The 19,701-nt window shown below is 60.9% G+C and carries 15 protein-coding genes and 1 pseudogene; 8 read left to right on the top strand and 8 right to left on the bottom strand.

Going from position 1 to position 19,701, the window contains the following annotated elements:
- Positions 1 to 90: 90 nt before the first annotated feature.
- Positions 91 to 1,725: a methyl-accepting chemotaxis protein gene (locus tag AC515T_RS16120; RefSeq protein ID WP_496529127.1), complete on the bottom strand. Its 1,635-nt coding sequence runs from the start codon at positions 1,723 to 1,725 to the stop codon at positions 91 to 93.
- A gap of 273 nt (positions 1,726 to 1,998) precedes the next feature.
- Between AC515T_RS16120 and AC515T_RS16115 the strand changes: the two genes are divergently transcribed.
- Both AC515T_RS16115 and AC515T_RS16110 read left to right on the top strand, forming a co-directional pair.
- Positions 1,999 to 2,829 (top strand): undecaprenyl-diphosphate phosphatase, encoded by an 831-nt coding sequence (locus tag AC515T_RS16115; RefSeq protein ID WP_496529126.1) that lies wholly within the window; start codon positions 1,999 to 2,001, stop codon positions 2,827 to 2,829.
- Entirely contained in the window at positions 2,826 to 3,254 is a 429-nt protein-coding gene (locus tag AC515T_RS16110; RefSeq protein ID WP_496529125.1) for a DUF1294 domain-containing protein, read from the top strand. Before AC515T_RS16115 ends, AC515T_RS16110 begins: the two co-directional genes overlap by 4 nt.
- Positions 3,255 to 3,303: 49 nt before the next feature.
- On the opposite strand, the gene AC515T_RS16105 is transcribed toward AC515T_RS16110, so the two are convergent.
- Positions 3,304 to 3,654, bottom strand: a complete 351-nt coding sequence (locus AC515T_RS16105) for an MmcQ/YjbR family DNA-binding protein (RefSeq protein WP_496529124.1) — start codon at positions 3,652 to 3,654, stop codon at positions 3,304 to 3,306.
- Entirely contained in the window at positions 3,651 to 4,559 is a 909-nt protein-coding gene (locus AC515T_RS16100) for a LysR substrate-binding domain-containing protein (RefSeq protein WP_496529123.1), read from the bottom strand. Before AC515T_RS16100 ends, AC515T_RS16105 begins: the two co-directional genes overlap by 4 nt.
- Positions 4,560 to 4,688: 129 nt before the next feature.
- Between AC515T_RS16100 and AC515T_RS16095 the strand changes: the two genes are divergently transcribed.
- Both AC515T_RS16095 and AC515T_RS16090 read left to right on the top strand, forming a co-directional pair.
- Positions 4,689 to 5,297 carry an FMN-dependent NADH-azoreductase gene (locus AC515T_RS16095; RefSeq protein ID WP_496529122.1) on the top strand — a complete coding sequence of 203 codons (609 nt, stop codon included), beginning with the start codon at positions 4,689 to 4,691 and terminating at the stop codon, positions 5,295 to 5,297.
- A gap of 185 nt (positions 5,298 to 5,482) precedes the next feature.
- Positions 5,483 to 6,520 (top strand): alpha/beta hydrolase family protein, encoded by a 1,038-nt coding sequence (locus tag AC515T_RS16090; RefSeq protein WP_496529121.1) that lies wholly within the window; start codon positions 5,483 to 5,485, stop codon positions 6,518 to 6,520.
- Positions 6,521 to 6,603: 83 nt separating this feature from the next.
- Here AC515T_RS16090 and AC515T_RS16085 read toward each other — a convergent pair whose 3' ends face one another.
- The 3 genes from AC515T_RS16085 to AC515T_RS16075 all read right to left on the bottom strand — a co-directional run bounded on the left by AC515T_RS16085 (position 6,604) and on the right by AC515T_RS16075 (position 12,287).
- Positions 6,604 to 7,905, bottom strand: a complete 1,302-nt coding sequence (locus tag AC515T_RS16085) for an IS4 family transposase (protein ID WP_496529120.1) — start codon at positions 7,903 to 7,905, stop codon at positions 6,604 to 6,606.
- Positions 7,906 to 9,164: 1,259 nt separating this feature from the next.
- The gene (locus AC515T_RS16080; protein WP_496529119.1) at positions 9,165 to 10,358 is read right to left on the bottom strand and encodes an MFS transporter; all 1,194 of its coding nucleotides are present in this window, start codon (positions 10,356 to 10,358) and stop codon (positions 9,165 to 9,167) included.
- 339 nt (positions 10,359 to 10,697) lie between these two features.
- Entirely contained in the window at positions 10,698 to 12,287 is a 1,590-nt protein-coding gene (locus tag AC515T_RS16075; protein WP_003181279.1) for an ABC-F family ATPase, read from the bottom strand.
- A gap of 405 nt (positions 12,288 to 12,692) precedes the next feature.
- Here AC515T_RS16075 and lpxO point away from each other — a divergent pair, with 405 nt between their 5' ends.
- Entirely contained in the window at positions 12,693 to 13,592 is a 900-nt protein-coding gene (gene lpxO / locus AC515T_RS16070; RefSeq protein WP_496529118.1) for a lipid A hydroxylase LpxO, read from the top strand.
- 15 nt (positions 13,593 to 13,607) lie between these two features.
- On the opposite strand, the gene ligD is transcribed toward lpxO, so the two are convergent.
- Positions 13,608 to 15,596 (bottom strand): DNA ligase D, encoded by a 1,989-nt coding sequence (ligD, locus tag AC515T_RS16065; RefSeq protein ID WP_496529117.1) that lies wholly within the window; start codon positions 15,594 to 15,596, stop codon positions 13,608 to 13,610.
- A gap of 33 nt (positions 15,597 to 15,629) precedes the next feature.
- The gene (ku, locus tag AC515T_RS16060) at positions 15,630 to 16,520 is read right to left on the bottom strand and encodes a non-homologous end joining protein Ku (RefSeq protein ID WP_496529116.1); all 891 of its coding nucleotides are present in this window, start codon (positions 16,518 to 16,520) and stop codon (positions 15,630 to 15,632) included.
- 275 nt (positions 16,521 to 16,795) lie between these two features.
- Here ku and AC515T_RS16055 point away from each other — a divergent pair, with 275 nt between their 5' ends.
- The 3 genes and pseudogenes from AC515T_RS16055 to ilvA all read left to right on the top strand — a co-directional run.
- Entirely contained in the window at positions 16,796 to 17,137 is a 342-nt protein-coding gene (locus AC515T_RS16055; RefSeq protein WP_487776958.1) for a hypothetical protein, read from the top strand.
- 47 nt (positions 17,138 to 17,184) lie between these two features.
- Positions 17,185 to 18,333, top strand: a complete 1,149-nt coding sequence (locus AC515T_RS16050; protein WP_496529115.1) for a PQQ-dependent sugar dehydrogenase — start codon at positions 17,185 to 17,187, stop codon at positions 18,331 to 18,333.
- Between the two features lie 354 nt (positions 18,334 to 18,687).
- Positions 18,688 to 19,677 (top strand): annotated as a pseudogene (gene ilvA, locus AC515T_RS16045) (threonine ammonia-lyase, biosynthetic); the annotation flags it as partial.
- Positions 19,678 to 19,701 lie beyond the last annotated feature (24 nt).

Below are 19,701 nucleotides of genomic sequence, written 5' to 3'. Positions count from 1 at the left end.
GCAGCCCAGCGGGAGCAAGCTCCCTCGCCACAATAAATCACAACAGCTTTAACTGAGCATCGCCCCCAGCAGAGAGGCCCTGCACAACCCTCACACTCGGAATTGCTTGAGCAACCCGTTCAACTGTTCACTCAGTGCCTTGAGGCGGCTGCTGGCCTGGCTGGATTGCTCGGCGGCCATGGCGGTGCTGTGGGACAGTCCGGCGGCCTGGGTGACGTTCTGGTTGATGTCTTCCACCACATGGGCCTGTTGCAGGGTCGCGCTGGCGATGGAGGCGTTCAGGCTGTTGAGGTTGCGCAGGGCCTGGCCGATGGCGTTGAGGCTGGCACCGGCCAGGCCCGCCTGTTCGATGGTCAGTTGCGAGGCACGGCTGCTGTCGCCGATGACTTTCACAGCGGCTTCGGAATGGGTTTGCAGGCGCTCGATCATCGCCTGGATCTCCGCGGTGGACTTTTGCGTGCGCTGGGCCAGCAGCCGCACTTCATCGGCGACCACCGCAAAGCCCCGACCTTGCTCGCCGGCGCGGGCGGCTTCGATCGCGGCGTTGAGGGCCAACAGGTTGGTTTGTTCGGCGATGGAGCGAATGACCTCCAGCACACTGCCGATCTGGGTGCTTTCACTCGCCAGGGTGCGAATCACTTCCACCGCCTGGTCGATGGTCTGGGACAGGCGGTCGATCTGCTGCAAGCTGCCATCGATGTTGACCTGGCCTTGCTGGGCCTGGGATTCGGCGTCGCGCATCTCACTGGCCGCGTGCTCGGCGTTCTTGGCCACGTCTTGCACGCCATAGGTCACTTCGTTGATCGCGGTGGCCACCAATTCCATTTGTTGCGACTGTTGCTGGCTGCGTTCCTGAGCTTGAGCCGCGTCGTTGCCCAATTCGCTGGAAGATTGCCCCAGCTCGCTGGCCGAGGCCTGCAACTGGCTCACCACCTGGCGCAATTTGGCGGTAAACGCGTTGAAATGCCGGGCCAGTTGCGTGACTTCGTCCTGGCCGTGGGTGTCGAGGGTGCGCGTCAGATCGCTCTCGCCGCTGGCGATGTTGGCCATGGCGTTGACGGTTTCTTGAAGCGGACGGACGATGCTGCGCACGATCAGAGTCAGCAGAAGGCCCATGACCAGGGTGATCGCCAGGCCAATCAGCGAAGCCTTGATCAACTGGGATTGGAATTCTGCCTGGACGTCGTCCACGTACACGCCGGAACCGATGATCCAGCCCCACGGTTCGAACAGTTTGACGTAGGAGGTCTTGGCGACCGGCGCTTCGGCGCCCGGCTTGGGCCAGAGGTAATCGATGATCCCGGCACCCTTGGCCTTGGCGATGGCGACCATCTCGTTGAACAGCGCAAAACCGTTCGGGTCGCGGATCGCCGAGAGGTTCTGGCCTTCAAGCTTCGGGTTGGTCGGGTGCATGACCATGACCGGCGTCAGGTCGTTGATCCAGAAGTAGTCGCTCTGGTCATAGCGCAGGCCTCGCACGGCGCTGAGGGCTTGCTTCTGCGCTGCCTCGCGGGTCAGGGTGCCGGCGGTTTCCAACCCATGGTAGTAGCTCAGTACACCACTGGCGGTCTGCACCACATGCTGGGTCTTCTGCACCTTGGCCTGATACAGGTCCGTGTGGATCTGCTTGAGCATAAAGGCGCCGAGCGTGAACAACATCACGATGGCCACGACCAGGATGAGCCACAAGCGTCGGCTGATCGACACACTGCGCAAGCTATTCATACGCTGTCACTCCGGTTTCTTATTCTTGTCATTAACGACGGCCGGCACTTTAGCGCCTGGCGGCTATCCATGATTGACCTGGGTCATAACGCGGCAGCGTTATCAGGGCTTGTCTGATAGGATTTCGGCCCCGCAGCGCAAAACCTGAGCCTGTTCTGATGTTTCATTGGTTTTTTTTGAAAGGTCGCGGTTATCGTGCTGCCGCTGCGTGTACCTGCTTGACACTTGAATATTGATAAGACCTGCATGAACAGCGTCTTCTTTGGGGGATTAATGGATTTGTGGACCGCCTTTTCGGCACTGATTCTTGGCGTAGTGGAAGGCTTGACGGAATTTCTGCCGATTTCCAGCACTGGGCACCAGATCATTGTCGCCGACTTGCTCGAGTTCGGTGGCGAACGAGCGATGGCATTCAACATCATCATTCAGCTTGGCGCGATCCTCGCGGTGGTCTGGGAGTTTCGGCGCAAGATCTTCGACGTGGTACTGGGCCTGCCGACGCAACCCGGCGCCCGCCGGTTTACCGCCAATCTGCTGATCGCTTTCATGCCCGCCGTAGTCCTGGGCGTGCTGCTTGCCGACTGGATCCACCACTATCTATTCAACCCGATCACCGTCGCCGCCGCGCTGGTGGTGGGTGGCCTGGTGATGCTCTGGGCCGAAAAGCGCCAGCACCAGGTGCACGCCGAAACGGTGGACGAGATCTCCTGGAAGGACGCGTTGAAGGTCGGCCTGGCCCAGTGCATTGCGATGATCCCGGGCACGTCCCGTTCCGGCGCGACCATCATTGGTGGCTTGCTGTTCGGCCTGTCGCGTAAAACCGCTACCGAGTTTTCGTTCTTCCTGGCGATGCCCACCATGGTCGGCGCGGCCGTCTACTCGGGCTACAAGTACCGCGAACTGTTCGTCCCGGCGGATTTCCCGGTGTTCGCCATTGGTTTCGTCACGGCGTTCATTTTCGCCATGATCGCGGTCAAGGGCCTGCTGCGGTTCATCGCCAGTCACAGCTACGCCGTGTTCGCCTGGTATCGCATCGCCTTTGGCCTGTTGATCCTGGCCACCTGGCAGTTCGGCTGGGTGGACTGGGCCGCCGCCAAGCCATGAACGATTCAGGCAACCGCAAACGTGCAGGGCACAATGCTGAAGGCACCGTGCAGCACCTGCGGCTCAAACTGATGGTGTTTGCGCTGCTCTGTGCCTTGCCGCTGTTCGGCGCGCTGCTGTTCGGGCTGAGGGCGGTGTCGTGGGTGCCGATGGCGGCCTATGGCGTCGTCAGCGTGGTGGCGTTCCTGCTGTACTGGAGCGACAAGCGCAAGGCGCGCGCCGACGCCTGGCGCACCCCCGAGAACGTGCTACATGCACTGGAGCTGGCCGGCGGTTGGCCTGGCGCCTTGCTGGCCCAGCAGGTGTTTCGCCACAAGACCCGCAAAGTCTCGTTTCAAGTGGTGTTCTGGTTCATCGTGCTGTTGCACCAGGTGTTCTGGATCGACCAGTTGTTCCTGGGCGGTTATCTGTTGGCGTTGTCCTAGCGTGGGAGCGAGCTTGCTCGCGATAGCGGTGGTTCAGTCGCTGCCGCCACTACAGCAATAACCCAACCTGGGTACGCTTGGGCAACTTGCTGACCACCAATTGATGAGAGCGGCGCAGCAAATTGCGCAGTTCTTCGGCCCCCAGCGGGTAGGGCACCTGCATGATGACCCACTGGGCCCGTGCCAGGTAAGGCGCGGGATGAATGCCCGGGCGGTCGCAATGACCCAGGAACAGGTCCTTGTCGACCTTGAACGCCAACGAGTCGCCCCGCAGGCCCTGCAGGGCGAACATCTTGTTCCCGGCTATGGAAAACACCCGCACGCCGCCCCATTTGTAGTCTTCCCTGGCACCGGGCAAGCCCAGGCAAAACTGCGCGACATCCTCTTCGCTCAAACTCATAGCGTTCTTTCTCCACAGCCCTCGAAGGCTTCCACCAAATGATCGATCCAGGCGCGCACCGCCGGCAGCATGCCGCGCCGATGCGGGTAGACCGCCTGGAGCCAGCCGTCGGGCAACGACCATCCAGGCAGCAGTTCCACCAGTGTGCCGTCGCGCAATTCCTGCTCGCAATACATGCTCGGCAATAAAGTGAAACCCAGGCCGGCGAGGGTGCAGGCCCGGCGCACAATGAAGTCGTCGATGCCCAGGCGGGCTTCCAGGCTCAGCTCGACCTGCTGCCCATCGGCCTTGACCAGACGCAGATGCACCAGGCGATCGGCTTCCAGCGCCCCTAGCACCGGCAAGGGCTTGAGATCATCCGGGGTTTCGACCCGTCGTCCTTCGACGAAGGCCGGGCTGGCGACCAGCATCAGGCGTGCCCGGCGCAAACGCCGGGTCATCAACAGCGGGTCTTCGTCCCCCAGGTCGCGCACGCGCAACGCCACGTCGATGCCTTCGCCGATCAGGTCCACCCGGCGGTTGAGCAGGGTCATTTCCAATTGCACCAAGGGGTATTTCGCCAGGAAGGTTTCGATCACCACCGGCAGGAACTGGTGGGCCAGGCCCACCGGGCTCGATACCCGCAATCGGCCGCGGGGCTCGCTGGACATGCTCGCCACCGCTTCGTCGGCCATCTCGGCCTCCAGCAACATGGCCTGGCAATGGCGCAGATAAGGTTCGCCGACCGCGGTCAATTTCAACTGGCGGGTGGTGCGCTGGAGCAACCGGGCGCCGAGGCGTTCTTCCAGCTCGGCGATACGCCGCGACAACCGCGACTTGGGAACGCCCAGCAAACGCCCGGCCGCCGCGAAACCGCCGGCTTCGACGACTTTGGCGAAGTAGTACAAGTCATTGAGGTCTTGCATGGTGAGCTCGATTGTCCTGTCAGTGGGACAAACTATCGCATTTATGCGGACTTATCGATCATTGGCTTCATATATAGGATTGTCGCCAATTGATCGCCTGGTTGCGGTCCTCATTTGGAGAGCACTGATATGAAACTGCTGCACATCGATTCGAGCATCCTCGGCGACAACTCCGCTTCTCGCCAATTGAGCCGTGAAGTGGTTGAAGCCTGGAAAGCTGCCGAGCCAGGCATCACCGTCACTTACCGTGACCTGGCCGCCGACGCCATCAGCCATTTTTCCGCCCAGACGTTGGTTGCCGCCGGTACCAGCGCTGAATTGCGCGACGCCGCGCTCAAATACGAAGCGGACCTTAGCGCCGAGACAATGGCAGAGTTCCAGGCGGCGGATGCGCTGGTCATCGCCGCGCCGATGTACAACTTCAGCATTCCGACCCAGCTCAAGGCCTGGATTGACCGCATTGCCGTTGCTGGCCAGACATTCCGCTATGGTGATTCAGGCTATGAAGGATTGTGTGGTGGCAAGAAGCTGGTGATCGTTTCCACGGCTGGCGGGTTGCATGCCGGCAAGCCGAGTGGCGTGGGTCATGAAGACTACCTGACATTCATGTTCGGCTTCCTGGGCATTAGCGACATCGAAATCGTTCGTGCCGAAGGGCTGAACAAAGGGGATGACTTGCACACCAAGGGCATGCGCGAAGCCAAGTCGAAAATCAGCCAGCAATTCGCCGTTGCCTAAAATCTGCGTAAAGGCACCAAGCGCTTCGGGCAACCTTCGTAAAACCCTGTATTCTCGTCGTCATTGGATGGCCGGGATGCAGGGTTTTGCTGCATTCGGCGTCGGGGGATTCTGGCGCAGGTTATGCACGGCCAAGACGGCGAGCGACGGGGCCTTCCCGGGCGCTGGTGAAGGTGGAAGATTCGATGACACGTTTTGGTGCAGCGCTGCTGTTTTGCTTGTTTGCCAGTTTCGCTTCAGTGCAGGCCGCGCCGGGGCCGCATCCGCATTGGAGCGCCGGTTTCCATGAGCTCAGCTTTCTCGATCCGCTGGATCAGCAGCCGATGCACGCCATCGCCTTTTATCCGTCCACCGACCGCGAGCAATCCAGCCTGCTGGGTGGCTACCAGATCGATGCCGCGCCAGACGCCAAGATCGCCATCGGCCGCTTTCCGCTGTTGATGCTGTCCCATGGCAATACCGGTACGCCGCTGGCCCTGCATGACCTGGCCACCTCGTTGGCGCGCAAGGGGTTTGTCGTGGTGGCGGTGATTCATCCCGGCGACAATGCCCAGGATCACAGCCGGCTTGGCACCCTGAGCAACCTGTACGGACGGCCGATCCAGATTTCCGAAGCCATCACCGCAACCCTCAATGACCCGATGCTGTCGCCGTTCGTCAACGCCGGGCAGGTCGGGGTGATCGGCTATTCGGCCGGTGGCGAGACCGCACTGATCCTGTCCGGTGCGACGCCGGACCTCAATCGCCTGCGCCGCTACTGCGTGGAGCGGCCGGACGACCATGACGCCTGCAACACCCAGGGCGAGCTGATCGCCGACCGCGATGACCTGCAACCTGTGGCTGACCCCAGGGTTCGGGCACTGCTGCTGATGGCGCCGTTGAGCCTGAAATTCGGCCGTCATACCCTGGCCGATGTCCATGTGCCGGTGCTGTTGTACAGCGGCGATGGCGACAAACTCGTGGCCTTCGACAAGAACGCCGCCGCGTTGGCTCGCAAGCTGCCCACAGCGCCGGATTTCAAGACCTTGGCCGGTGCTGGTCATTTTGTCTTCCTGGCGCCGTGCACCGACGAGCAGATCGCCGCGATGCCCGCGCTCTGTACCGATGCCGACGGGGTCGATCGCAAGGACATCCACCGCACTATGATTTCCGAGGCCGGGCGCTTCTTTGGCGAGGCCTTGGGCAAGCCGACCCGGGCGGGGATGAGGACGGCTGATCAATAAGGATGGCCGATCAATTAGGGTGGTGTGTATATCCGTTGCTGCGGTAACGGCTGCTGGCGGTTCCGCCCTTACGGCCATCCCTTTCAAGGTCTTTTCGTTTTGGCGGCCTTGATTACCCGGTCCGTTGAAACATGTGCATGCACCGCAGTGCCTTGCACCCATGTTTTGGGTTTAGGCACCTTGGGGCCCCGGGGATTTTTCGCAACTTGTTTTGGTTGGATGTTTCTGGCCAGTTCCAACAAGCGCTGGGCCAGTTTTTCCAGAGGTATGACGGGAAAACATTCCGAGGGCAGCGCAATTTGCAGGCCTTCATAACCACTCCGGACCTGAACCGCCAAGTGATAGGTTGAGGCTTCCCAGCCGTCAGGCTGGGAAGCCTGATGGGCTTGCTCGACGCTTCGTTTGAGTACGGCCAGGACGTTGTAGGCCAACACCGCAGTAGCGAACCCGAGCAATGCAGCCTTTGGGCTACCAAGGGTTTCGATTTCACTTTCCAGGATTGTTTCCAGTCGCTGGAACATGCCTTCAATGCTCCAGCGGCGGCGATAGAGTTCCGCGATCTGCTGCGCGCTGACGCTTTCAGGCAGGTTGCTCCAGAACATCAAGCTGCTGTCACCCGAGTCTGTTGGCGAATGAAGCGTCAGTTCGACACGCCGACACTGATAACCGCCTCTGACCTGAATGATCTGCTCACGCACAGTGCCCGCGTCCACAGGCACGGGTTCCTGCCAATGCCCCTCTTGAATCAAGCGTGGATGCTTGGCTTGTTGACGAATGACAAAGGAGGTTTTGACCTGTTCGCAAGCCTCCATGACCGGGAGCGTGCAATAGAGTCGATCAGCCAGCCACACCTGGCCCGGCTCGGCATCGGCCAAGAGAGGCAGCACGCAAACACGCTCGCTTGCGTAGGCATCTTCACATGCCTGCAGGTCGATGACTTGATCCAGGTCGGGGTCGTAGACAACCACCGAAAACCCGGGCCGAGCGGCGCCGCGCTCGTGGCGTAAAGCCCCCAGTCGTTTCTCAGTGGATGCCAAGTGATTACCGTCCACCACCCGAACCTGCCAATCCGGCAGCATCGCCGTGCAACCCAACTCCTTGATGGTTGGAGCCAGGCGCTGCGCACAGCCCGTGACCAGGGCGCGCAACAGAGCGGGCTCGGTACGACTGATCTTGTCGTAGAGGGCCGCCAGGCTGACAGGAAGATCTTCCAGTTGCCGCGCCGCGGCGTGCAGGGATGGCTTCAAACCCAATGAAACAAGGGACATCAGCTTGATGATGGTCGAGAACAGTAGCTCACGAGAATACTGCCGTTGCCGATGTTCTTCGAAGACCTGATCGACCCACTCAGGGGCAATAGCGTGCTCCAGCGCCAATTTGGCCATAACGCTGGCAGGTGCTTTTTTCTCGAAACGCGCTAGAACATCGGCCCACATCGTTCTGGTATCCCTGATAGAAACTTCAGGGGATTTTACCTAAGACCTTGAAAGGGATGGCTCTTACAGCGGGTCACTTTTGAAAAGCCCGGAAGCCGGCCCAGTCAAAAGTAACCAAAACGCTTTTGCCCCACCACTTGGTGCCTCGCCTAGGCTCGGCATGCCCTCACTCCGGCATTGCTCCGTGGGCCCGCCGCGAAGGGCCATCCATGGCCCAGCGCGGCTATCCCGGCATCCATGCCGGGATGCCCACTCCACAATGCCTGCGTTCGGCCAGCGTGGTTTAACGGGGCGTCCAGATCAAGAGCCAAAGCAAGAGCAAGAGCAGGACGCAGGCCGGCATCTAGGTGGCTGAGACACCGCTATCGCGAGCAGGCTCGCTCCCACAATGGGCCTGTGGTGAACACAAGACTTATGAGCACCCAAGATCATCTGTGGGAGCGAGCTTGCTCGCGATGAGGCCAGCAAACCCAACATCCATGTGATTGAACCACCGCCATCGCGAGCAAGCTCGCTCCCACAATGGGCCTGTGGTGAACACAAGACTTATGAACGCCCAAGATCACCTGTGGGAGCGAGCTTGCTCGCGATGAGGCCAGCAAACCCAACATCCATGTGATTGAACCACCGCCATCGCGAGCAGGCTCGCTCCCACAATGGGCCTGTGGTGAACACAAGACTTATGAACGCCCAAGATCACCTGTGGGAGCGAGCTTGCTCGCGATGAGGCCAGCAAACCCAACATCCCTGTGACTGAACCACCGCCATCGCGAGCAAGCTCGCTCCCACACTCCTCCGACAGGAGAAACGCGGTCCCACCATGAACCAGGTCGGCTATCAGGCCGCCTCGCGGTGGACGTTGATCTCGGGCGCCCCGTTAACCACGCTGGCTGAACGAAGGTATTGCGCAGTGGGTAACCCGGGATGGATGCCGGGTTAGCCGCGCTGGGCCATGGATGGCCCTTCGCGGCGGCCCACGGAGCAATGCCTTCGTTCAGGCATGCCGAGCCTAGGCGAGGCACCGAGTGGTGGGGCAGGAGCGTTTTGGTTACTTTTGACTGGGCCGGCTTCCGGGCTGTTCAAAAGTGACCCGCCGTAAGGGCGGAACCCTAAGTAGCCGTTACCGCAGAAACGGATATACACACCAGAGCAAGGAAATACCGGGTCTTCTCAAAAAAGCCAAAAAACGGCAATGAACAGTATTACGATCAATAAGCTGAGTTTATGGCCCGGCGACGCAGCAGCAGAGTCAGGCCCAGCCCCGTGACCGACAGCAACGCGGCACAGAAGAAGATCGACGAATAACCCAAGTTCAATGCCACCGCCCCCATCAGCGGGCCGGCAATCGCCAGCGCCAGGTCAAAGAACACCGCATAGGCACTCAAACCCGCGCCACGGCTGGTGTTCGGCACTTGCTTGATGGCCTCCACCCCCAGCGCCGGGTACACCAGCGACAGCCCGAAGCCGGCCAGTCCGGCACCGACCAGGGCGAACGGGGTGGACGGCGCCAGCCACAGCAATACCAGTCCGAGGGTTTCGATGCTCATGCAGGCAATGGCCGAGTTGAAGCCACCGAAGCGGGCGATGCTGGAAATGAACACTAATCGCGCGAGGATGAAGCAGACGCCGAAAACCGTCAGGCACCACGCCGCGCCGGTCCAGCCGCGGCTGATGTAAAACAGGGTGATGAACGTGGTGAGCGTGCCATAGCCGATCGACGCCAGGCTCAGGCCCGCTCCGTACGGCGCAATGCGCGCAAACACCGCCCAGAAAGGTAACCGCTCGCCGCGAATGACCGGCACCGACGGCTTGTTGCGAATCATCAGCAGCGCAGCCCCCGCCAGCAACGACAACGCAATACCCAGGCTGGCAAAACCCAGTTCACTGACCATCACCACCCCCAGTGGCGCGCCAATAGCGATGGCCCCGTATGAGGCGATGCCGTTCCAGGAAATCGAGCGGGCGGTGTGCTCAACCCCCACTTGGCCCATGCACCAACTGATGGTGCCCACGCCAATCAGTCCCTGGGCCACGCCGAGCAGCAAGCGGCCAGCGATCAGAATCAACAGGCTGGGTAGCGGAAAACTTTGCAGCAAGGTCGAGATCAGCGTCAGCACGCCGCTGAGCACAATCCCCGACAGCCCGTAGACGATCGCCCGCTTGGTACCGACGCTGTCCGACAACCGCCCGGCCATGGGGCGGCTGAGCAGGGTCGCCAGATACTGTGAGCCGATGGTCAACCCGGCCACCACCGCGCTGAAGCCCAGCTGTTCGTGAACATACCCGGGCAGCACGGCAATCGGCAGGCCGATGCAGAGGAAGGCGATGAAGGTATAGAAAACGATGGAGACGATCTGCAGGGTGATCGACAGGGAACTGGGGGCAGAGGAGGGCGTGGGCATGTGGCTCGTTCGCGGGCAGCGGTAAGAGAGCATCATCATGGCGCGAGGTGGGGATAAAAGAAAGCAGGCTAACGGTTTGCATCGGTGGAGAATGTGCCACCGTCATCGCGAGCAGGCTCGCTCCCACATTTTGCCAGGGTGGTTGCGAAGACTCAGGTTCGCCACAATTCCTGTGGGAGCGAGCCTGCTCGCGATGGCGGTGGTTCAGGCGATGGTGATGTTGCCTGGAAGGACCTCATCGCGAGCAAGCTCGCTCCCACAGGTTTTACCCTTGGAATACAAAAAGCCCTGTCACAACGGACAGGGCTTTTCACTTGCAGCGTGCACTAAGGGCTCTATTTAGAACACCACACCCTGGCTACGCAGGTAGTCGTCATAGGTGCCGCTGAAATCGACCACGCCGTCGGCGCTCAGTTCGATGATGCGGGTGGCCAGGGATGATACGAACTCCCGGTCATGGCTGACGAAGATCAGCGTGCCCGGATAGTTTTCCAGCGCCAGGTTCAGTGCTTCGATGGATTCCATGTCCAAGTGGTTGGTCGGTTCGTCCATGACCAGCACGTTCGGCTTCTGCAGGATCAGCTTGCCGAACAGCATGCGGCCTTGTTCACCACCGGAAATGACCTTGACCGACTTGAGGATCTCGTCGTTGGAAAACAGCATGCGGCCCAAGGTGCCACGAACCAGCTGTTCGCCGCCCTGGGTCCACTGGCCCATCCAGTCGAACAGGTTGACGTCGTCTTCGAAGTCATGGGCATGGTCCTGGGCGTAGTAGCCCAGTTCCGCGGCGTCGGTCCATTTCACGGTGCCGGCATCGGGTTCCAGTTCATTGACCAGGGTGCGCAGCAAAGTAGTCTTGCCGATGCCGTTCGGGCCAATGATCGCCACGCGCTCACCGGCTTCGACGGTGAAGCTGAAGTCCTTGAACAGCGGTTTGCCGTCGAAACCCTTGGCCATGCGTTCGACGATGACCGCCTGGCGGTGCAGTTTCTTGGTCTGTTCGAAGCGGATGAACGGGCTGACGCGGCTCGATGGCTTGACCTCGGCCAGTTGGATCTTGTCGATCTGCTTGGCGCGGGAGGTGGCTTGCTTGGCTTTCGAGGCGTTGGCCGAGAACCGGCTGACGAACGACTGCAGCTCGGAAATCTGTGCTTTCTTCTTGGCGTTGTCCGACAGCAGTTGCTCGCGGGACTGGGTCGCCACGGTCATGTACTCGTCGTAGTTGCCCGGGAACAGGCGCAGCTCGCCGTAGTCCAGGTCCGCCATGTGGGTGCAGACACTGTTCAGGAAGTGACGGTCGTGGGAGATGATGATCATCAGGCTCGACCGCTGGGTCAGCACGTTTTCCAGCCAGCGGATGGTGTTGATATCCAGGTGGTTGGTCGGCTCGTCGAGCAGCAGCACTTCCGGGTCGGAGAACAGCGCCTGGGCCAGCAGCACACGCAGTTTCCAGCCTGGCGACACTTCGCTCATCGGGCCGAAATGCTGTTCGATGCCAATCCCCAGGCCCAACAGCAGTTCACCGGCGCGGGATTCGGCGGTGTAGCCGTCCATCTCGGCAAATTCGGTTTCCAGCTCGGCCACGGCCATGCCGTCTTCTTCGGTCATTTCCGGCAGCGAATAGATGCGGTCTCGCTCGGCCTTGACCTTCCACAGCTCTTCGTGACCCATGATCACGGTATCGATCACGGTGAATTCTTCGTAGGCGAACTGGTCCTGGCGAAGTTTACCCAGGCGCACGTTCGGCTCGAGCATGACCTGGCCACCGGACGGCTCGAGGTCGCCGCCGAGGATTTTCATGAAGGTCGACTTGCCGCAACCGTTGGCGCCGATCAGACCGTAGCGGTTACCCGCGCCGAACTTGACAGAGACGTTTTCGAACAGTGGCTTGGCGCCGAACTGCATCGTGATGTTAGCTGTAGAGATCAAAGGTTTATCCTGCGGAACATTCAGAGTAGCTAAGGGTGCGGCAGTACCTGTTCAGTACCTGTTTGCGCACGTTCCGACCGCGCAAAGGCGTCGTGGTCGCAAGCGCAAGGGTCCATCCGGCATAAGAGGACAGCAGCATACGGAGCGCCTGGCCCGGGTAGACGTGCGCCGAAACCGTGGTTTGCGGTATCGGCCAAAGGGGGCGCGTGATAATTGGCGGCGATTGTACTGATCTGGCCGCATAAACGATAGGGGATTGCCCGGGCAAGACAGTTTTTCACAACTTCAGGATAACTTTTGGTTACAAACTATGGCTAAAATGCCATCTCACTCGATGCCATCTCCCTTGCCGCTTGGCTGGCCCGGAGACGCAGCCTGTTCACTCTTGCATTGTGACGGACTTTCGTGAAGCTCATTATTGTCGCGATCTACCTCTTCTCCATTGGCTACGTACACCTGCGCGGGCGCGTGCGGCATAAGATCGGACGCCAGTTGAGCGATCACTCGTCTTTTCTCGCACCGATCAATTGCCTGCTTTACCTGTGCTCGAAACTGCCCAACAGGCCCTTCCTGAGCCCGGCGCAGTTCCCCGACCTGAGCCCGTTGCAGGCTCATTGGGAAGAGATCCGCGCCGAAGGCCAGAGCCTGCTGCGCGCGGGGGAGATCAAGCGCTCCGATCAATACGACGACGTGGGCTTCAACTCGTTCTTCAAGACCGGCTGGAAGCGTTTCTACTTGAAGTGGTATGGCGATAGCCATCCCTCGGCCATGAAGCTGTGCCCTCGCACCACCGAACTGGTGCAGAGCATCGGCTCGATCAAGGCGGCGATGTTCGCCGAGTTGCCGCCGGGGTCGAAGCTGGTCCGTCACCGCGACCCGTATGCTGGCTCCTATCGATATCACCTGGGCCTGGAGACGCCCAACAATGCTGGCTGCTACATCAATGTCGATGGCGAGCCGTATCATTGGCGTGATGGCGAAGCGGTAGTTTTCGACGAAACGTTCATCCATTACGCCGAGAACACCACCGCCCAGAACCGCATCATTCTGTTTTGCGACGTGGAGCGGCCGATGAAGTTTCGCTGGGCCACCGCATTCAACCGCTGGTTCAGCCGTACCGTGATGGCGGCGGCCGGTGCACCCAACGACGCGGGCGACAGGACGGGCGGCCTGAACCGGGCGTTCTCCAGGCTTTACAAGATCCGGTTGCAAGGCAAGGCCCTGAAGAAGCGCAACCGAACACTGTATTACCTGCAGAAGTGGGCTCTTTTCGGTGGTTTGCTGGCGGTCTTCGTCTGGATTTGAACGCCGGATTGGTCCTCATGCCTCGGGCTTTTGTGCATTCAACTGCTCCCACATCCTGGCGGTAATCCGCTGGCGGTGGTTGTAGCCTTCCCAAGGGTCGGCACCCAAGCCCTTGGCCCGTTCCAGCGCGGTATGGATGTCCCATTGCTGGGCGTTGCGCAGGGTCGACAGCTCGGCCCGGGCAATCGGCACCGAGACCGGCAGGCCTGGCCTGGCGCGTACCGAATAGGCGGCCACTGTGCTGGCTCCACGGGCGTTGCGCAGGTAATCGACGAATATTTTCCCGACGCGGTTCTTCGGTCCCATGGTGGCGGTGATGCGCTCGGGCATTTGTCGGGTCAGGAACTGGGAGATGGCTTTGGCGAACGCCTTGGTGGTGTCCCAGCCTTCATTTCTCGCCAAGGGCACGATCACGTGCATGCCTTTGCCACCGCTGGTCTTGAGGAAGGCCTGCAAGCCCAACTCGTCGAGCACCGCCAAGGTCATGCGGGTCGCCTCGATCATAGCGCTCCAGGGCAGTGACGGGTCCGGGTCCAAGTCCAGGACAAACAGGTCGGGCGTCTCGATCCGGTCGTGGGTGGCGGCCCAAGTGTGCAGTTCCACCGTACCCATCTGCGCCGCGCTGACCAGCGCGTGGATATCATCGATTTCCATCAGGGCGGCATGGCCCGGGTCCAGTCGCGGATCCAACTGCTTGATGTGAGGAATCTCCAGGCGATCGGCGTGTTTTTGAAAAAACTGTTCTTCGCCGATACCATCCGGTGCCCGCAATAGCGCGACCGGGCGCAACTTGAGGTGCGGCAGGATCCAAGGGGCGATGTCCAGGTAATACTGCGCCAGCTCGGCCTTTTGCACGCCGCTGACACTGTCGATGACCCGGTCGGGGTGGGTGATCGTCACCCCGTCGACTTTGGCCGTGCCGGCTTTTTTGCGACGCTGGGGTTTTGGCGTGGTGGGTTTTATCGGCAGGGGCTGCTCACGAACAACCTTGTTGGCGGGCGTATGGGTCGGCAAGCCCAGGAAAATCGCCTGCCGCACCTGGCTATCGCGGGTCCATTCAGTGAACTCGATCTCGCAGGTCAGGCTGGGCTCGACCCATTGCACGCCGCGTCCCTGCGTACCGTTGAGCGGCGCAGCCAGTGGCGAGGTCTCGCGCTGCTGCGCACACAGTTGTTCGTGCAGTTGCTTGATTTGTACTTGGCTGAAGCCTGTGCCGACCCTGCCGGCATACGTCAGCCCCGTTGGCCCGTTGACGGCCAGCAGCAGCGCGCCGAAACCGCTGCGCTTGCCTTGGGGGCGGGTGAACCCGACGATGACGAAGGCTTGGCGCAGTCGGCACTTGAGCTTCACCCAATCGGCGCTTCGCCGGGACATATAAGGGCTGCCCAGGCGCTTGCCAACCACGCTGTCCAGGGAGAGCGCGATGGCGCTTTCGAACATGTCGTGTTGGCCGGCGGAAAACGACTCGGAAAAGCGCAGGCGCTTGCTGGCATTGTTGCTGAGGGCTTTTTTCAGCGCCGCGCGGCGTTCTTCCACCGGCGCCTGACGCAGGTCGACACCATTGAGAAAGGGTGCATCGAACAGGAAATACACCATGTCGACGGTGCGGCTGATTTCGAACGCTTGGCGCAGGGCCGCGAAATCGGAGTGACCGGTTTCATCGAGCAGGACCAACTCGCCGTCGAGCCAACTGTCCCCCAGGTCTAACCCGGCCACGGCTTCGGCATGCAGCTTCAGTCGATCGGTCCAGTCCTGGTGGTTACGGTTGTATAACCGGACTTCGCCTTGTTCGATGCGGCTTAGCAGTCGATAACCGTGAAATTGGACCTCATAACGCCATTCGCCGGTGGGCGGCTCCTCCACGGGCGTCGCCAATTGCGGTGACAGGCGTTCGGGCAGACGGTTGCCAAGGGGGGGCGTCCCCCCTCGGCCAGGGTTGCGGGGCGTCGTTGCGTCCGACTCGGCATTGGATAAACGAGCAGATTCACTCTCGGCGTTGGCCATGACAGATTCCCTTGTATTGCACTCGCCAGGGTTTTAGCCCTGGGAGGCCTTGGTGGCTTTTTTGGCAGGAGCGGATTTGCGGGTTTTCGCAGGTTTTGCAGGAGCCTTCCCCGCGGATTTGTCGGTGGTCTTGCCCTTGCTGCCCAGGCTGCGCTTGAGCAATTCGGTCAGATCGATGACATCGGCGGTCTTGCGTTGTTCTTCGCCCGGATCGGTCTCCACGGCTTCGAGACGGCCTTCGTTGGCTTTTTTCTCCACCAACTCCATGATCTTGTCTTCAAAACTGTCCCGGTACTCTTGCGGCTCCCAGTCGGCGCTCATGTCCTGCACCAGGCGCTTGGCCATTTCCAGCTCGCCCTTGGCCAGGGTCGGGTTCGTAACCTCGTCGCCCAGTTCCAGCACATCCAACTCGCGCACCTCCGCGGGCCAGCGCAGCATCACCAGCACCAGGGCCGATTCCAGGGGCATGAGGGCGGCCAAGTGCTGGCGGGTATGCAGCACAACGTGGGCCAGGGCCACTTTGTTGGTCTTGACCAGGGTTTCACGCAGCAAGGCGTAGACTTTGCCGCCACGCTTGTCGGGGGCGAGAAAGTAGGGCGTGTCGATGTTTTGCAGGGGGATCTTCTCGCTGTCGACGAAGGAAAAGATATCGATGGTCTGGGTGGACTTGGGGTGAGCGGAGCGGATTTCCTCTTCGCTGAGCAGTACGTATTGGCCTTTCTGGTACTGGACGCCCTTGACGATGTCTTCCTTGGTCACTTCCTTGCCCGTGACTTTGTTGACTCGCTTGTAGCCCACCGGGTCCATGCTGCGTTTGTCCAGCCAGTCAAAATCCACGCCCTGGGAAGAGGTGGCCGACACCAGCGCGACAGGAATATGGACCAGCCCGAAACTGATTGCGCCTTTCCAGATTGCCCGTGCCATGTTGGTGTTTTCCTTGCCGATGGATGTCTCTCTGGTGACCGTCGCGCCTTGGCAAAAGTTTCCACCATCCTGCTTCACTGTGGGAGCGAGCTTGCTCGCGATAGCGGCGGTACAGACGCCATGGGTGCAAGCTGACCCACCGGCGTCGCGAGCAAGCTCGCTTCCACAATGGTTCGGAGACGCTTCGTTACATCTTCACCGGGACATTTCGCTTAACAACGGCGAACCTGCGGCGTAGCGTGCTTTCGATATGCCTGAACCCAAGAGGTGCCCCAATGAACAGGCTGATGCTCGCCATCATGACGCTACTACTGACCGCCGCTGCCCAGGCCGACACGTCCAGCGCAGGCCCTATGGTCCTGGCCCAGAACCTGCCGGGCAACAACAATCCCTATAACAGCCCCATACGCCGGGCCAATCCCAACAGCATGCAGGGCACCCGGCCCAACGTGCCGACGATTCATAACAACCCGACAGTGCCGGTGCCACGGCCACCGACCCTGGAAAACGGCGGTATCGGCAATGGCTACCCTCGTTCCGGCCAGCCGTCGGGGTCGCCGCGACCGACCATCGAGTCTCCCACGCCACCGCGCAATAGCCAGAATGGCAACCGCTAGGCACAGGAGCCCGTCGTTCTCTTTCAACACCGCAGAAGGAAATGTGCATGTTGCGTAAAACACTCCTGGCCGCATTCTGCGCCAGCGCTGTCCTGACCCTTGCCACGCCGGCCACTGCCGCGCCCACCCAGTCATTCAAAAGCGAAGAGGGCACGCTGGAAGTGACCACCGTGGTCAAGGGGCTGGAGCACCCTTGGTCCGTTGCATTCCTGCCTGGCCAACAGGGCCTGCTGGTGACGGAGCGAGAGGGCAACCTGCGCGTGGTCAGCCCCGACGGCCAATTGTCCGCGCCCCTGAGTGGCGTGCCTGAGGTGTGGGCCAAGGGCCAGGGCGGCTTGTTGGACGTGGTGCTGTCGCCAGACTTCAAGCAGGATCGCACCGTCTACCTGTCTTATGCCGAGGTTGGCGCAGATGGCAAGGCCGGCACCGCCGTGGGCCGCGGCCAACTGTCCGAGGACCTCAAGAGCCTGAAGAACTTCGACGTGGTCTTCCGCCAGCAGCCCAAACTGTCCACGGGCAACCACTTTGGCTCGCGATTGGTCTTCGACCGCGACGGCTATCTGTTCATTACCCTGGGGGAAAACAACGACCGGCCCACCGCCCAGGACCTGGACAAGCTGCAAGGCAAGGTCGTGCGCATCTACCCCGACGGCAAGGTGCCCGACGACAACCCCTTTGTTGGCCAGAAAGACGTCCGCCCCGAAATCTGGTCCTACGGCATGCGTAATCCCCAGGGCGCCGCCCTCAATCCTTGGAATGGCACCCTCTGGGAAAACGAGCACGGGCCCCGGGGCGGCGATGAATTGAACATCATCGAGCGCGGCAAGAACTACGGCTGGCCACTGGCGACCCACGGCATCAATTACTCCGGCGCCCCGATTCCCGAGGCCCAGGGCAAGACCGTCGAAGGCGCCCTTGATCCTCATCACGTCTGGCAGGTCTCACCGGGGCTCAGCGGCATGGCGTTCTACGACCATGAGCGTTTCAAGGCCTGGCAACACAGCGTGTTCATCGGGGCCTTGGTGTCCGGGGAACTGATCCGCCTGCAATTGCAGGGCGACAAGGTCGTCCATGAAGAGCGCCTGTTGGGTGAGCTCAAGGCGCGAATCCGTGATGTCCGCCAGAGCCCGGACGGTTACCTGTATGTGCTGACGGATGAAGACGACGGGGCCTTGTACAAAATCGGACTGAAGTAACGCAATGCCAGAGCTTTTGTGGCGAGGGAGCTTGCTCCCGCTGGGCTGCGCAGCGGCCCCTAGATCTGTCGCTGCGGTGTATCAGGTCGATTGCAGTTGCTTTTGGGGCTGCTTCGCAGCCAGCGGGAGCAAGCTCCCTCGCCACGAAAGCGTCTATCACTTGATGTTCCCCATTGACTTGCCGCCAACGCACCGCTAATTTCCAGGCATGAACTCAACCGTATTGCGCAGCCAGCCAAGCATTATTACCGCCATTCCTTATTTGGCGGGCTAGCTGACGGCTGCACCGAACCCGCCCTGGAGGCGGGTTTTTTCTTTCTGTCTCCCGGGCTCCGAGCGAACCAGGAGATCGCCATGCCCGCTGCCCACACCGAGCAAGCCCTGCTTGAGCACTATGTAAAGAAAATCCTCGCCGCGCCGGTCTACGAATTGGCCGTGCACACGCCACTGCAAGCGGCGCCCGCGCTGTCCGAAGCCCTGGGCAACCGGATCCTGCTCAAGCGTGAAGACCTGCAACCGACCTTTTCCTTCAAGATCCGCGGTGCCTACAACAAGCTCGTTCACCTGACGCCGGAGCAGCGAGCTCGTGGCGTCATCACTGCCTCCGCCGGCAATCATGCCCAGGGCGTCGCGCTGGCGGCACGGGAACTGGGCATTTCGGCCAGCATCGTCATGCCCGTGACCACCCCGCAACTGAAAGTACTGGGTGTGCGCAACCGCGGTGCCGAGACACTGCTGCACGGAGACAGTTTTCCGTTTGCCTTGGCCCATGCGCTGGAACTGGCCGAGCAGACCGGGCGGGAGTTCGTCTCGCCTTTCGATGACCCTGACGTGATTGCCGGGCAAGGCACCGTCGCCATGGAAATCCTGCGTCAGCATCCTGGCCGGCTGGATGCGATTTTTGTCCCGGTCGGCGGCGGTGGGTTGATCGCCGGGATCGCGGCCTACGTCAAGTACCTGCGCCCGGAGGTACGCATCATCGGGGTCGAGTCACAGCACTCTGCCTGTCTCCAGGCCGCGCTGGCCGCCGGGGAGCGGGTCACCTTGCCGGAGGTGGGAACCTTCGCCGACGGCGTGGCCGTGGCGCAGATCGGCGCCCATGGCCTGGATATCTGCCGTTTCTGTGTCGATGAAGTGATGACCGTGACCAACGACCAACTGTGCGCTGCGATCAAGGATATTTATGACGACACCCGTTCCATCACCGAACCGTCAGGCGCGTTGGCGGTGGCAGGCATCAAGCAATACGTGGCGCGCACGGGGGCGCGAGGCGAGACGCTGGTAGCGATCGATTCCGGTGCCAACATCAATTTCGACAGTTTGCGCCATGTGGCGGAGCGGGCTTCAGCAGCGGGCATTTGAGTTTTT

Source organism: Pseudomonas sp. FSO-7 (assembly GCF_059579345.1).
The sequence above is the reverse complement of the archived record's forward strand: the minus strand, read 5'-3'. Positions and strand labels throughout refer to the sequence as shown.